The sequence below is a fragment of the Paracoccus mangrovi genome (genome assembly GCF_042648425.1).
Taxonomy (GTDB): Bacteria; Pseudomonadota; Alphaproteobacteria; order Rhodobacterales; family Rhodobacteraceae; genus Paracoccus; species Paracoccus mangrovi.
In genome coordinates this window covers 38,677-53,382 of the sequence record NZ_JBHRXJ010000005.1, presented here as the reverse complement: position 1 = coordinate 53,382, position 14,706 = coordinate 38,677, and the positions used below count along the sequence as shown (strand labels likewise).

Sequence of the window (14,706 nt, the reverse complement as noted above, 5' to 3'; positions counted from 1 at the left end):
CGGTCCCATGGATATTTGAATGAAGAAGAAAGCCGGGCAATCGGGGGGCGTATGAGCGCGGGCGACGGGGCCGATAATTGCGCGGCCGGGCGTATTTCGGTCTTTTCAACCCGCGCGGCGCGGTCTTATAGTCCGGGGCATGACTCGGATGCGACACATCGCCACTGTTCAGGACACGCGCAATGGCGCGCGTCTGGCCGTGCGGCCCCGCGGTCTGCTGCTTCTTACGCTGCGCTGAGCGGGTCCGCCGGGCCTCCGCTCAGCCAGGATCGTGCCCGGCTTTACCGACAATTCACGAATTCGGCGTAAGAGGATCCCCGGATATGACCGACAAGAACCGCGTCCTGATTTTTGACACCACCCTGCGCGATGGCGAGCAATCGCCGGGCGCAACCATGACCCATGCCGAAAAGCTGGAAATCGCCCAGATGCTGGACGAGATGGGTGTGGATATCATCGAGGCGGGCTTTCCCATCGCCTCGGAAGGCGATTTCGCCGCCGTGACCGAGATCGCGAAACAGGCGAAGAATGCCGTGATCTGCGGGCTGGCGCGGGCGCAATTCCCCGATATCGACCGCTGCTGGGAGGCGGTGAAACATGCCCGCCGGCCGCGTATCCACACCTTTATCGGCACCTCGCCCCTGCACCGCGCCATTCCCAATCTGGACATGGACCAGATGGCCGAGCGCATCCAGCAGACCGTGACCCATGCCCGCAACCTGTGCGACAATGTGCAATGGTCGCCCATGGATGCCACCCGGACCGAGCATGACTATCTGTGCCGCGTGGTCGAGATCGCGATCAAGGCCGGCGCCACCACCATCAACATTCCCGACACCGTCGGCTACACCGCGCCGCGCGAAAGCGCCGATCTGATCCGGATGCTGCTCGAGCGTGTGCCGGGCGCCGACCAGATCATCTTTGCCACCCATTGTCACAACGATCTGGGCATGGCGACGGCCAACAGCCTGGCCGCCGTCGAGGCGGGTGCGCGCCAGATCGAATGCACGATCAACGGTCTGGGCGAGCGCGCGGGCAATACCGCGTTGGAAGAGGTGGTGATGGCGATGAAGGTGCGCCATGACATCATGCCCTTTTCGACCGGCATCGACACCACCAAGATCATGGGCCTGTCGCGGCGGGTGGCGCAGGTTTCGGGCTTTCCGGTGCAATTCAACAAGGCCATCGTCGGCAAGAACGCCTTTCTGCATGAAAGCGGCATCCATCAGGATGGCGTGCTGAAAAACGTCGAGACCTTCGAGATCATGCGCCCCGCCGATATCGGCCTGAATGAGGCCAATATCGCCATGGGCAAGCATTCGGGCCGCGCCGCGCTGCGCGCGAAGCTGCGCGATCTGGGCTATGAGCTGGGCGACAACCAGCTCAAGGATGTCTTTGTGCGCTTCAAGGCTTTGGCCGACCGCAAGAAGGAAATCTATGACGACGATCTGGTCGCGCTGATGCAGGACAGCGCCGCCAATACCGACAGCGACTATCTTCAGGTCAAGCATCTGCGCGTGATCTGCGGCAGTGACGGGCAATCGGCCGATCTGACCATGATCGTCGGCGATGAGGAAAAGACCGTCCATGCCACCGGCGACGGTCCCGTGGATGCCTGTTTCAACGCCGTCAAGGCGATCTGGCCGCATCAGGCGGTGTTGCAGCTTTATCAGGTCCATGCCGTGACCGAGGGCACCGATGCCCAGGCCACCGTCAGCGTGCGGATGGAGGAAGAGGGTCGCATCGCCACCGGACAGGCCGCCGATACCGACACCATCCTGGCCAGCGTCAAGGCCTATATCGGCGCGCTGAACCGGTTGAAGCTGCGCCGCGAAATGGTCGGCGAAGGCGCCGACGCCAAACAGGTCAGCATGTATTCCCACTGATCGGGGCGTGCCGGATCAATTCGGGAAAGGGCGGCGTTCAGGCCGCCCTTTTCGTTCTGACAAAGTTCAGATCGACCCCTTCGAGGAAGGGGAAATCGTCCTTGAGCTGTTTCTGGAACTCGGCCTCGTCGATTTCTTTGAACCAGCGCGGCCAGCGATCCTTGATCCCGGCCGAGTCGCTGGCATCCCAGCGGGTCTGCAAATATCCCAGCCCGTCGATACAGGTGAAGGCGGGGAAATAGCGCGGGATCTGCGTGTGCAGGACCGAATAGATGCAGCGCCCCGGAAGACGCATGCGCAGCGCCGCCCCGGCCCCGATAAAGCCCTGAAACGCGTGGAAATAATTCAGCGGCTCGCCATCGAAGCTGCCAAAGATCAGCCCATTGCCATAGCTGAGCCCGAATCCCGGCAGATCGGAAAAGCGCGAGGCGTGCCGGCGGATCCGCGCCACCTGATGGCGGCTCAGCGCGTCGTCATCGTCGACGCGGAACTGGATCACCGGCCGGCCCGCCTTTTCGGCCGCGGCCTTGAGTTCATTGGCCAGCGCGTCCTGTGGCGTGCGTTCGCTGGACAGGATGATGCGGACCTGGGGCATGCCGGCGCAAAGATCATGCAGCCGTTCAAGCGCGTGCTGGGGCAGCTCCGGCGAGGTCAGGAACCAGAATTCGTAATCGGAATCGGTCTGCGCCTTGAGCGAGGGCAGGCACAGCTTTTCGAATGCCTCGAACCGGCGTTCCAGCCGCGCCTCGGAATAGATCTCGGGGATGCGTGCCGCCAGATCCTCGGCGCTGCGCCCGCGCGCGCCGCGGGTATCGACCCAGTCGCATTTGCCCAGAAATGAAAAACGGCATATCCCGACAATAGCGTCCCGCAATGTGTACCCCGACCTTTTTGATCATCCTCTGCAAACCCGTGTTAAGGGCTGCCCCGAGACCGGTCAAGCAAACCCGCCGCCCGGGCCAGGATCGCCGCCATGCCGGCCGGTTCCCGCCATGATGCATATTTTTCGGGTTTTCCCCAGCAGGGCCTCGGCCTATATGACGTCATCTTCGGCTGGGGCGACTCACCGGGGCAATCGGGCAATTTCCGCTCGTTCAAGGGCGGTATACCGCCGTCGTGGCAGGGACGGCAGAAGGGAATGACTCATGGCCTTTGGCGGTCTGTTTTCCACCGATATCGCGATCGACCTTGGGACCGCGAACACGCTGGTCTATGTCAAGGGCAAGGGGATCATCCTGAATGAGCCCTCGGTCGTGGCCTATCACGTCAAGGACGGCAAGAAGCAGGTTCTGGCCGTGGGCGAGGACGCAAAGCTGATGCTGGGGCGCACCCCCGGTTCCATCGAGGCGATCCGCCCGATGCGCGAAGGCGTCATCGCCGATTTCGACAGCGCCGAGGAAATGATCAAGCATTTCATCAAGAAGGTGTTCAAGCGCACCACCTTCTCGAAGCCCAAGATCATCGTCTGCGTGCCCCATGGCGCCACCCCGGTCGAGAAACGCGCGATCCGCCAGTCGGTCCTGTCCGCCGGCGCCCGCAAGGCCGGGCTGATCGCCGAACCCATCGCGGCCGCCATCGGCGCCGGCATGCCCATCACCGAGCCGACCGGCAGCATGGTCGTCGATATCGGCGGCGGCACCACCGAGGTCGCGGTCCTGTCGCTGGGCGATGTGGTCTATGCGCGTTCGGTCCGCATCGGCGGCGACCGCATGGATGATGCGCTGATCAATTACCTGCGCCGCAACCACAACTTGCTGATCGGCGAATCCACCGCCGAGCGGGTCAAGACCCAGATCGGCACCGCCCGCATGCCCGATGACGGGCGCGGCGCCACGATCATGGTGCGCGGCCGCGATCTTTTGAACGGCATCCCCAAGGAAATGGAAATCACCCAGGCCATGGTCGCCGAGGCGCTGGCCGAGCCGGTTCAACAGATCTGCGAGGCGGTGATGGTCGCGCTTGAGGCGACGCCCCCCGATCTGGCCGCCGATATCGTCGATCGCGGTGTCATGCTGACCGGCGGCGGCGCCATGCTGGGCGATCTGGATCTGGCGCTGCGCGAGCAGACCGGGCTTTCGATCACGCTGGCCGATCAGCCGATGAGCTGCGTCGCCCTTGGCACCGGCAAGGCGCTTGAGTTCGAAAAGCAGCTGCGCCACGTGATCGATTACGACAGCTGATCGGCGGATCATGGCGCGCAAGGGCCCAGATTACGCGGCGCCCGTCCGCCGCATTCTTGTCTCGCTGCTGGTGCTGGCGTTGCTGGCGATATTCCTGTTCTGGCAGATCGACAGCCCGCGTGCCGAGCGCATGCGGGCAGCCTTTATCGATCGTTTCGTGCCCGGTTTCGAATGGGCGATGGTGCCGGTGACCAAGCTTTCGCGCATGGTCGCGGGCTTTCAATCCTATTCCCGGCTCTACGAACAGAACCAGGAATTGCGCCGCGAATTGCAGAAGATGTCGGCCTGGAAAGAGGCCGCTGTCCAGCTGGAGCAGGAAAACGCCAAGCTTCTGGCGCAAAACAACGTGCGCATCGATCCGGCGCTGACCTCGGTTTCGGGGGTGGTGCTGACCGATAGCGGCACTGCGTTCCGCCAGTCGGTGCTGCTGAATGTGGGCGCGCGCGACGGCATTCTGGACGGCTGGGCGACGATGGACGGGCTGGGGCTGGTGGGCCGCATCTCGGGCGTCGGACAGGGCACAAGCCGGGTCATGCTCTTGACCGACCCGACCAGCCGCATCCCGGTGACGATCCAGCCCTCGGGACAGCACGCGCTGCTTGCGGGCGACAACACCGCCCTGCCCGCGCTGGATTTCATCGAAAGCCCCGAAAACATCCGCCCCGGCGACCGCGTGGTCAGTTCCGGCGATGGCGGGCTGTTCCCGCCGGGCCTTCTGGTCGGTCAGGTGGCCCAGGCCAGCGACGGCCGGCTGCGGGTGCGGCTTTCGGCCGATTACGGGCGGCTGGAATTCCTGCGCGTGCTGCGCAGCCACAGTTCCGAATTGCTGGACGATACCGGTCTTTTGATCCCGCCGCCGCCGCCCGATTTCATCGGCCCGCCGCTGCCGCCGGCCGGCGGCCCCGCCGAGACCGCCGCGCAGGCCGGCGCCTCTGATACAAGCGCCGCAGATGATTGACGCGGCGCGCCGGCAGCGGGTCATCGGCCAGGCGCTGTTTCTGTTTTTCTTTGGCGCGGTCCTGTTCTGGCGGCTCGTGCCGCTGGCGCCGGGACAGGTGATCTGGCCCGGTCCCGATTTCACGCTCTGTCTTGTGCTGATCTGGGTGCTGCGCCGGCCCGAACAGATCCCGGTGCTGACCGTCGCGCTGGCCTTTCTGATCGAGGATATCATGCTTATGCGGCCCATCGGGCTATGGGCCGCGATCGTCGTTCTGGGCACCGAGGCCGCACGTAAGCGTGAGCCCCGTTGGCGCGAGCTGCCATTCATGGTTGAATGGCTGCGTGTCGCGATATTGATGGCGATCATGATGGGGGCGAACCGGTTTGCGATGGCGCTGTTTTTCCTGCCGCTGCCCGCTTTGGGTCAGGTGATCTTGCAATATATCGCCACGGTCATCGCCTATCCGCTGCTGTCGGCCCTTTTGGGCTGGCTCTGCGGCCTGCCCCGCAACAGCGCCGAGAACGACACGAGGCTTCGCTGAAACATGCGCAAATCGCAAAAGGAAATCGCCGAAAGCAGCCGCTCGATCACCCGGCGCGGGCTGGCGCTGGGGGCGATCCAGATGGCGGTGGTCTCGGTGCTGGGGCTCAAGCTGCGCTCGATGCAGATCGAGCATGCGGATGAATACCGGCTTTTGTCGGATGGCAACTCGATCAAGATCGAGCTGCTGCCGCCGGCGCGCGGGCTGATTCTGGACCGCAACGGCATGATCATCGCCGGCAATGAACAGAATTACCGCGTCACCCTGACCCGTGAAGAGGCGGGCGACGTTTCGGCGGTGATCGCGCGGCTGCGCCGCATCATCCCGATGTCGGATCATCAGGTCGCGCAGATCCTCGAAGAGGTGCGCAAGCGCAGCGCCGTCACCCCGGTGATGGTCGTCGACCGGCTCAGCTGGCCGGAATTTTCCTCGATCGCGCTGAATGCGCCGGCACTGCCGGGCGTGACCCCGAAATCGGGCCTCTCGCGCAACTATCCGCGCGCGGGCGATTTCGCGCATGTGCTGGGCTATGTCGGCCCGGTTTCGGATTACGACCTCAGCAAGATCGAGAACCCCGATCCGGTGCTGCGCCTGCCCGAATTTCAACTGGGCAAGGTCGGGATGGAAGCCAAGCTTGAGGATGTCCTGCGCGGCAAGGCCGGTTCGCGCCGGGTCGAGGTGAACAGCGTCGGCCGCGAGATGCGCGAGCTGTCGCGGATCGAGGGCCAACAGGGCGCCACCGTGCAGACCACGCTGGACGCGAGCCTTCAGAATTTCGCGACCCAGCGGCTGGGCGAGGAAAGCGCCGCGGCGGTGGTCATGGATGTGACCAATGGCGATATCGTGGCGATCTCGTCCTCGCCGGTCTTTGATCCCAACAAGTTCGTGCGCGGCATTTCCGGCCCCGATTACCGCGAATTGATGAAGCACGATCACCGCCCCTTGGCCGACAAGACCGTGCAGGGCGCCTATCCGCCCGGCTCGACCTTCAAGATGATGACGCTGCTGGCCGGGCTTGAGGCGGGGGTGATCAATCCGGGATCGCGGTTCTTCTGTCCCGGCTATACGACCGTCGCCGGGCGGCGCTTTCACTGTTGGAGCCGGGGCGGCCACGGCATGGTCGATGCGGTCCAAAGCCTGGAACAGTCCTGCGACGTTTATTATTACGAGCTGGCGCAGCGCGTCGGCATCGACCGGATCGCCGCCATGGCGCGCCGCTTTGGCATCGGCGTGCGCCACGATCTGCCCATGTCGGCGATCACCGAGGGCATCGCCCCGGACCGGGCCTGGAAAATGGCCCGCTATCAACAGGAATGGCAGGTCGGCGACAGCCTGAATGCCTCGATCGGTCAGGGTTATGTCCTTGCCTCGCCCTTGCAGCTGGCGGTGATGACGGCGCGGCTGGCGACCGGCCGCGCAGTCGAGCCACGTCTGGTCAAGGCCATCGACGGCGTCAGCCAGCCGGTGCCCGACTGGCCCGATCTGGATCTGAACCCGCTGAACCTGCGCACCGCCCGCGCCGGGATGGAGGCGGTGATGAATGCCGGGCGCGGCACCGCGCGGCGCATGCGCATCGCGGCGCCCGAATGGCGCATGGCCGGCAAGACCGGCACCAGCCAGGTGCGCAACATCACCGCCGCCGAACGCGCGCGCGGCGTGATCAAGAACGAACAGCTGCCCTGGAACCGCCGCGACCACGCGCTGTTCGTCTGTTTCGCGCCCTTTGACATGCCGCGCTATGCGGTGTCGGTCGTGGTCGAACATGGCGGCGGCGGTTCGGCCGTGGCCGCGCCGATTGCCCGCGACATCCTGTTGTTTGCGCTGGCGGGCGGGCTGCCGCCGCTCAGCGCCTATCCCGACGGGGCCCGCGCCGAGGTCGAGGAAATGTGGTCGCGGATGAACCTGATGCCCGCGACGCCCCCCAAGACCGAAAGGGCCAAGGCCTAGATGAGCTATCTTGATTATCAGGTCGCGCAGACGCCGACGGGCTGGCGCAAGATCCTGTATCTGAACTGGCCGCTGGTCTTTCTGGTCGCGGCCGTCAGCTGCATCGGCTTTCTGATGCTCTATTCGGTTTCGGGCGGCAATCTGGACCAATGGGCCGGCCCGCAGATGGAGCGTTTTGCCGTCGGCATGACCTTGATGATCGCGCTGGCTTTCGTGCCGATCTGGTTCTGGCGCTCGATCTCGGTGGTATCCTATGTGATCTGTGTGCTGCTGTTGATCCTGGTCGAAACCATCGGTCAGGTCGGCATGGGCGCGCAGCGCTGGCTGCTGATCGGGCCGGTCCGCATCCAGCCGTCCGAGCTGACCAAGGTGGCTTTCGTGATGACGCTTGCGGCCTATTACGACTGGTTGCCGGTGGAAAAGGTCTCGCGCCCGCTTTGGGTGCTGATCCCGGTGGTGCTGATCCTTTTGCCGACGGCGCTGGTGTTGATGCAGCCCGATCTTGGCACCTCGATCATGCTGATCGCGGGGGGCGGGATCGTGATGTTCGCGGCCGGGGTCAGCCTGTGGTATTTCGCCGCCGTCATCGCCATCGTCGTCGCCGGCATCACCACGGTCATGGAAAGCCGTGGCACCGACTGGCAGCTTTTGCACGATTATCAGTTCAAGCGCATCGACACGTTCCTTGACCCGACCTCGGACCCGCTGGGTGCGGGCTATAACATCGCCCAGGCGCAGATCGCGCTGGGATCGGGGGGCTGGTCGGGGCGCGGTTTCATGCAGGGCACGCAGTCGCGGCTGAACTTCCTGCCCGAAAAGCACACCGACTTTATCTTTACCTCGCTGGCCGAGGAATTCGGCTTTGTCGGGGCCTTTTCGCTTTTGATGCTCTATGTGCTGATCCTGGGCTTTTGCCTGCATTCCGCGCTGACCAATCGCGACCGTTTTGCCAGTCTGATGACCATTGGCATTGCGGGGACGTTCTTCCTGTATTTCTCGATCAATATGGCGACGGTGATGGGGATGCTGCCGGCCAAGGGGTCGCCCTTGCCGCTGGTCAGCTATGGGGGGACGTCGCTGATGATCCTGCTGATGGCCTTTGGCATCGTGCAATCGGCGCATGTCCACCGGCCACGGGGTTAGCGGCCATGCGTGTCTTTTTCGCCGCCCGCGCGGGGCTTTGGGACGCCTGGGCGCCGGCCCTGCGCGCCGCCTGCCCCGAGATCGAGCTGATGCGCGACGGCGATCCGGCCGGCTTTGACGCCCTGCTTTACGCCCCCGGCTATCCCGAAGACGGCCACGAGATGGATTTCGCGCCCTTTACCCGCGCGCGGCTGGTCCAAAGCCTGTGGGCCGGGGTCGAGCGGATCGTCGGCAACCCGACGCTGACCCAGCCTCTGTGCCGGATGGTCGATCCGGGGCTGGCGCGCGGCATGACCGAATATTGCACCGGCTGGGCGATGCGGGCGCATCTGGGCATGGATGCCTATCCCCAGAACGGGGAATGGCGCCATGACATCGTGCCGCCGCTGGCAAGCGGGCGCGGCGTCACCATTCTGGGCATGGGCGAGCTGGGCCGCAGCTGCGCGGCCGCCCTGACCGGGTTGGGCTTCCGGGTCACCGGCTGGTCGCTGTCGGGGCGGCCGGTGCCGGGCGTCACCACCCTGCCCGGCGCGGAACTGGATCGGGCGCTTGCGCGGGCCGAGATCCTGATCTGTCTGCTGCCCGATACCGAGCGGACGCGGAACCTGCTCAATGCGGAAACGCTTGCGCAGCTGCCCAAGGGGGCCACGCTCATCAATGCCGGGCGGGGCACGCTGATCGATGAGGCGGCGCTGATCGCGGCGCTGGACCGGGGCCGGCCGGCCCATGCGGTGCTCGATGTCTTTCGCCAGGAACCTTTGCCGCCCGGGCACCCCTTCTGGTCCCATCCGGGCGTCACCGTCACCCCCCATATCGCCGCCGAAACTCGTCCCGCGACCGCCGCCCCCGTCGCCGCCGAGAACCTGCGCCGCGCCATGCGGGGGGCGCCGCTGCTGCATCTGGTCGACCGCGCGCGCGGATACTGAAACCCCGTCGAAACAGCAGGTTTGCCCAGCATGCCCCCGCATGCTATCCGAACCGACAATTCCACCGGCGCCGTTCGCAACTTGCGCGCGAGCATCGGCGGGGCGATAATTCTGGAATGGCAAGCACGCCCTTCCCCGGATCGGAGTTGTGACATGGCGATTACCCCCGTTCTTCTGGCCGGCGGCTCGGGCACACGGTTGTGGCCGGTGTCACGCAAGAGCTTTCCCAAGCAATTCGCGCCGCTGGTCGGCGAGGAAAGCCTGTTTCAGGCCTCGGCCCGGCGGCTGTCGGGGGCGCGGTATGGTGCGCCGGTGGTGATGACCAATGCCGATTTCCGTTTCATCGTGGCCGAACAGCTGGATCAGATCGGCATCGATCCCGCCGCCATCGTGATCGAACCCGCCGGGCGCAACACCGCGCCCGCGATTCTGGCCGCCGCACTGGCCGCCGCCGAACGCGACCCGGATGCGGTGCTGTTGGTTGCGCCCTCGGATCACGTCGTCCCCGATGCCGAGGATTTTGGCCGCGCCGTCGATCTTGGGCTGGCCGCCGCCGAGGCCGGGCGCATCGTGACCTTTGGCATCACCCCCACCCGCCCGGAAACCGGTTACGGCTATATGGAGGCCGAGGGCGAGGGTCAGGGTCCGCTGATCCTGAAGCGCTTTGTCGAAAAGCCCGATGCCGAAAATGCCGCGCGGATGATCGCGGACGGGAATTTCCTGTGGAATGCCGGCATTTTCCTGTTTGCCGCGAAAACCATGATCGCGGCATTCCGCGAACATGCGCCCGAATATCTGGCCCCCGTGCAGGCGGCGCTGACCGAGGCGCGGCTGGATCTGGGCTTTCTGCGGCTGGCGGCCGAGCCATGGGACCGGCTGCCCGATCTTTCCATCGATTATGCGGTGCTGGAAAAGGCCGGGAACCTGTCGGTCGTGCGCTTTTCCGGCCATTGGTCGGATCTGGGCGGCTGGGACGCGGTCTGGCGCGAGATCCAGAACGCCGCCCCCGCCGAGCGCGGCGCCGTCACCGATCCGCGTTCGACCGCGATCGATTGCGACAATGTGCTTTTGCGTTCGCAGGATGAGGGGATCGAGGTCGTGGGCATCGGATTGCGCGATGTCATGGTGGTGGCCACCAATGACGCGGTTCTGGTCGCCGGCATGGACCGCGCGCAAGAGGTGCGCCGAGCCGTCGGCGCGCTCAAGGACAAGGGCGCGCGTCAGGCCGAGATGTTTCTGCGCGATCACCGCCCCTGGGGCTGGTTCGAAACCCTTGCGCTGGCCGACCGCTTTCAGGTCAAGCGCATCGTCGTCAATCCCGGCGCGGCGCTGTCGCTGCAATCGCATTTCCACCGCTCTGAACATTGGATCGTGGTCAGTGGCACGGCGCGGGTGACGGTGGACGAAACCGTGACCCTGGTTACCGAAAACCAGTCGATCTATGTGCCGCTTGGCGCCGTGCACCGGATGGAAAACCCCGGCAAGGTGCCGATGGTGCTGATCGAGGTCCAGACCGGCGTCTATCTGGGCGAAGACGACATCGTCCGCTATGAGGATGTCTATTCACGCGGCTGATCGCGGTTTCGTGCGGGGGGCTTGCTTGCGGGCCGGTGGCGCGGCGTCTAACCATGGCCCGAACCAAGGATAAAGCCGTGGGACAGAGGGCCGGGATGAAAAGCAGCTTGATCTGCGCCGCGCTGTTGGCGCTTTGCGCGGCGCCTTTGTCCGCCGGCGAGTTGGTGGTCGAACTGAACGGCCCCGGTCTGGCGGAATCGGCCGGCTATCTGGTGGCAGAGGCGCGCGGTTTTTATGCCGCCGAGGGGCTAGAGGTGCGCCTGCACCCTCCGGGCAATGCGATCCCGCTTGAGGCGCTGGCGCGGGGCAAGGCCGATCTGGCGGTCGAGTTTCTGCCCGTCGCCCTGCTTGCGCGCGAAAACGGGCTGCCGCTGGTCAATATCGGCCAGCCCTTTGCCCTGCCCGCGCTGCGCCTGACCTGTCTGCCCGAGGCGGGCGTTCAGACCGCCGCCGATCTGCGCGGCAAGACGTTGGGCAGCGATTACCGCGGACAGGAACTGGCCCTGTCGGGTTGGGTGAACAAGCTGGGCCTGCGCGCCGATGACAGCCTTGAAGGGGTGTCGATCCTGCGGCAATGGCCGGACGACGCCGCCGGAATGCTGCGCCAGAAACAGGCCGCCTGCATCAGCACCACCAGCTATGACGCGCCCGTCGAACCCGGCGGCACGGTCGAGCTGGATCCCGGCGATCAGGGGGCCGGCGTGCTCGAGGACGGGATCTATGCCTTGCAGGACAAGCTGCCCGATCCGGCCATGCGCGACCGGTTTGCGCGTTTCCTGCGCGCCAGCATGCAGGGCTGGCACGAGGCGGTTCGCGACCCCGAGGCCAGCGCCCGGCTGATTCTGGGCCCCGACCCGGATCCCGAGGCGTTGAAACGCCAGACCCGCGCCATCAAGGGCATCGCCCCGCTTTTGTCGGCACAGGGCGCGCTCGATGATGCGGCCTATCGCCGCAGCGTCGCGATCCTGCGCGAAGGCGGCGACGCGGCGGTGCTGCGCGCCGATCCGCAAAACGCCTTTACCCATGAGATCAGCGATCTGGCCCGGAAAGCCGGGCAACGGACCGGCGCGCGGATCGACCCGACCCCCGGCCCCCGGACCGCGCCCTAGATCCGAAAGCTTCCCCCTTGCCGTCCCCCCGCTTCGCGGGCATGAGGGGGGCCATGTCCCAGCCCCCAGATCCCCAAGACAGCCCCAAACGCCACAGCCCGATCGAAGACGCCCAGGGCATCGCCTATGGCGCGTTCATGGCGGCGGTCGGGGTGAACCTGCTGACCCATCTGGGTTTTGTGACCGGCCAGACCGCCGGACTGGCGATCCTGATTTCCTATGCGACGGGCTGGGGCTTTGCGCCGGTCTTTTTCGTGGTCAACCTGCCCTTTTACTGGCTGGGATATAAGCGGCTGGGGCTGACCTTCATGCTGAAATCCTTTGTCGCGGTGGGGCTGATGTCGCTTTTGGTCGCGATATTGCCGCGCGGGCTGGAATTCGGGCAGGTGCATCCGGCGGTGGGCGCGATCCTGATCGGTTTTCTGGTCGGCTCGGCGCTGCTGGCGCTGTTCCGGCACGGGGCCTCGCTGGGCGGGATCGGGATCGTGGCGCTGTATCTTCAGGATGCGACCGGGTTTCGCGCCGGTTGGACCCAGCTGATCTTTGACATCTGCATCTTTGCCGCCGCGCTGTTTCTGCGCGACGGGTCGACGGTCGCCTGGTCATTTCTGGGGGCGCTGGTGCTCAATCTGGTGATCGCCATCAACCACCGCCGCGACCGCTATATCGTCTGAGCGTGCAAAGATGGCGGCGGCGCTCAGGCCGCCACCCCCAGCGCGCGTTTGACATTCGCGGTCCAGCCCAAAAGACGCTGATCGCCCACGACAATCGCCGGGCGTTTCATCAGCGAGGGCTTGGCCGTCAGCATCTCAAGGGGCGTTCCGGCGCGTTCGCCATCGGACATGCCACGCCAGGTCAGGCTGGCGCGGTTGACCAGCTTGTCGCCAAAGCCCGCGATCAGCGCCTGCCAGTCGGCCCCGGACAGCGGGTCGGTCTTGACGTCGCGAAAATCGACCTGCCAGCCGGCCGCCTCAAGCTCGGCCTGCGCCTTCTGGCAGGTCGAGCAATGGGCCAGCCCGTACATCTTTAGCTGACCAGCCATCAGATCAGGGGCACCAGCGGCACGTTGCAGGCCGAAACCGTCAAAACAACGCCAAGGATCAGGATCAGTCTCACGCGGTTAACTCCTCTGGTGATCGCGGAATTTCAATGCTGGCCGTCATGCAGCCGCGCCTTGATGCGCCGCATCGCCAGCCAGACGCAAATCACAACCACGGGGGTCAGCCCCGCGATCAGCACCGATTTGTCGATCCCGGCCGCATAAGCCAGCGGCGACAGCAGATATCCCCCCAGCCCCACGGCATAATAGCTGATCGCCACCACCGACAGGCCTTCGACCGTGTGTTGCAGTCGCAATTGCAGATCGGCGCGGCTGTCCATGCGCTGCAACAGCGCCTGATTCTGCGCCCCGCGCCAGACATCGACCCGGGTGCGCAGCAATTCGCCCGCGCGTTCGCTGCGCGCCAGCATCGCATTCAGCCGCCGTTCGGCCGATTTCGCGGTCCGCATCGCCGGATGATAGCGCCGCGACATGAATTCGGTCAGCATTTGCCCGCCCATGAAGCGCGTCTCGCGCAGGGCGGCGACGCGGTCCTGAACGATCGCCTCATAGGCGGCGGTGGCGCCAAAGCGAAAGGCATGTTCGCTGGCCGCGCTTTCCAGCCGCGCCGAAACCGCCAGCAATTCATGCAGCAAGGCCTCGGCCGGGCGGGATTCGTCACTCATGTTCTGGACGATGTCATTGAGGCGCGGCTCAAGCTCATTGAGCTGTTGGGCCACGACGCGGGCGCGGCCAAGGCCCAGCATGGACATTACCCGATAGGTTTCCAGCTCCATCAGGCGCTGGACGATCCGGCCGATCCGGCCGGGATCGGTGCCGCGTTTGACAAAGACCGCGAACCGCATCCAGCCGGCGGGATCAATGCGGAAATCGCCCGCCACCACCGCCGCCTCTTGCAGCACCCAGACCGAGGCAAGGCTTTCATCCGCGAACCATTCCGACAGGCGCGGCATCACATCGGCCGGGTCGTCGGGCAGGAAATCGACCTGGATCATCATCGCGGCGATGCGCTTGCCCGGCGCCTGGCGTTGCCAGTCATCGGCAAAGATCGCGCCCGCCGCCGGGTCAAAGGGCCGCTGCGGCAGGCCGGGCACAAAGGCCGCATAGGTCACGAATTCGGTATGGCTTTCCCAGCGCAGCTTATAGCGGCCCAACTCGCCGGCGTAATGGCCGGCGGTGGTGTCGGGGCGCGCGGCGCCATGGCGGGCGCACAGATCGGCCAGATGCGCCACGTCCCGCCCCCGGTCGCGGCTGGCCGCGTCGCCGCGTTGCTTGACGGCCAGAAACACCGCCGTACACGGCGCCTCGAGCCGGGGCGAGGGCCGGGTATGCAGCTCATTGACCAGAGCATAGCGTTGGGGATGATCGTCCTGATCGTTCATGGCGGCATGATCCGTAG

Annotated in this window: 13 protein-coding genes; 10 read left to right on the top strand and 3 right to left on the bottom strand. The window is 65.3% G+C overall.

Going from position 1 to position 14,706, the window contains the following annotated elements:
- Positions 1-323: 323 nt before the first annotated feature.
- Entirely contained in the window at positions 324-1,886 is a 1,563-nt protein-coding gene (locus ACFOMH_RS08790; protein ID WP_374426432.1) for a 2-isopropylmalate synthase, read from the top strand.
- A 37-nt stretch (positions 1,887-1,923) separates the two neighbouring features.
- On the opposite strand, the gene ACFOMH_RS08785 is transcribed toward ACFOMH_RS08790, so the two are convergent.
- Positions 1,924-2,760, bottom strand: a complete 837-nt coding sequence (locus tag ACFOMH_RS08785; protein WP_377743971.1) for a glycosyltransferase — start codon at positions 2,758-2,760, stop codon at positions 1,924-1,926.
- 271 nt (positions 2,761-3,031) lie between these two features.
- Between ACFOMH_RS08785 and ACFOMH_RS08780 the strand changes: the two genes are divergently transcribed.
- From ACFOMH_RS08780 to ACFOMH_RS08740, 9 genes are all read left to right on the top strand, one after another.
- Positions 3,032-4,066: a rod shape-determining protein gene (locus ACFOMH_RS08780; protein ID WP_374426438.1), complete on the top strand. Its 1,035-nt coding sequence runs from the start codon at positions 3,032-3,034 to the stop codon at positions 4,064-4,066.
- 10 nt (positions 4,067-4,076) lie between these two features.
- Positions 4,077-5,024 carry a rod shape-determining protein MreC gene (gene mreC, locus ACFOMH_RS08775; protein ID WP_374426441.1) on the top strand — a complete coding sequence of 316 codons (948 nt, stop codon included), beginning with the start codon at positions 4,077-4,079 and terminating at the stop codon, positions 5,022-5,024.
- Complete coding sequence (locus ACFOMH_RS08770) at positions 5,017-5,547, top strand: rod shape-determining protein MreD (RefSeq protein WP_377743969.1); 531 nt, start codon at positions 5,017-5,019, stop codon at positions 5,545-5,547. Before mreC ends, ACFOMH_RS08770 begins: the two co-directional genes overlap by 8 nt.
- A 3-nt stretch (positions 5,548-5,550) precedes the next feature.
- Positions 5,551-7,494 (top strand): penicillin-binding protein 2, encoded by a 1,944-nt coding sequence (gene mrdA, locus ACFOMH_RS08765; RefSeq protein WP_377743967.1) that lies wholly within the window; start codon positions 5,551-5,553, stop codon positions 7,492-7,494.
- Complete coding sequence (gene rodA, locus ACFOMH_RS08760; protein WP_374426450.1) at positions 7,495-8,637, top strand: rod shape-determining protein RodA; 1,143 nt, start codon at positions 7,495-7,497, stop codon at positions 8,635-8,637.
- A gap of 5 nt (positions 8,638-8,642) precedes the next feature.
- A complete protein-coding gene (locus ACFOMH_RS08755) occupies positions 8,643-9,563 on the top strand; it encodes a 2-hydroxyacid dehydrogenase (RefSeq protein WP_377743965.1) in 921 nt (306 codons plus the stop codon).
- 153 nt (positions 9,564-9,716) lie between these two features.
- Positions 9,717-11,138, top strand: a complete 1,422-nt coding sequence (locus ACFOMH_RS08750) for a mannose-1-phosphate guanylyltransferase/mannose-6-phosphate isomerase (protein WP_374426456.1) — start codon at positions 9,717-9,719, stop codon at positions 11,136-11,138.
- A 95-nt stretch (positions 11,139-11,233) separates the two neighbouring features.
- Positions 11,234-12,247, top strand: a complete 1,014-nt coding sequence (locus tag ACFOMH_RS08745) for an ABC transporter substrate-binding protein (protein ID WP_377743963.1) — start codon at positions 11,234-11,236, stop codon at positions 12,245-12,247.
- Positions 12,248-12,300: 53 nt separating this feature from the next.
- A complete protein-coding gene (locus ACFOMH_RS08740; RefSeq protein WP_374426462.1) occupies positions 12,301-12,921 on the top strand; it encodes a YitT family protein in 621 nt (206 codons plus the stop codon).
- A 23-nt stretch (positions 12,922-12,944) separates the two neighbouring features.
- Here the strand turns inward: ACFOMH_RS08740 and ACFOMH_RS08735 are convergent, their stop codons facing one another.
- Positions 12,945-13,289, bottom strand: a complete 345-nt coding sequence (locus ACFOMH_RS08735; protein ID WP_377743961.1) for an arsenate reductase family protein — start codon at positions 13,287-13,289, stop codon at positions 12,945-12,947.
- 104 nt (positions 13,290-13,393) lie between these two features.
- On the bottom strand, positions 13,394-14,689 hold the full coding sequence (locus ACFOMH_RS08730; RefSeq protein WP_374426467.1) for a DUF3422 family protein: 1,296 nt from the start codon (positions 14,687-14,689) through the stop codon (positions 13,394-13,396).
- Positions 14,690-14,706 lie beyond the last annotated feature (17 nt).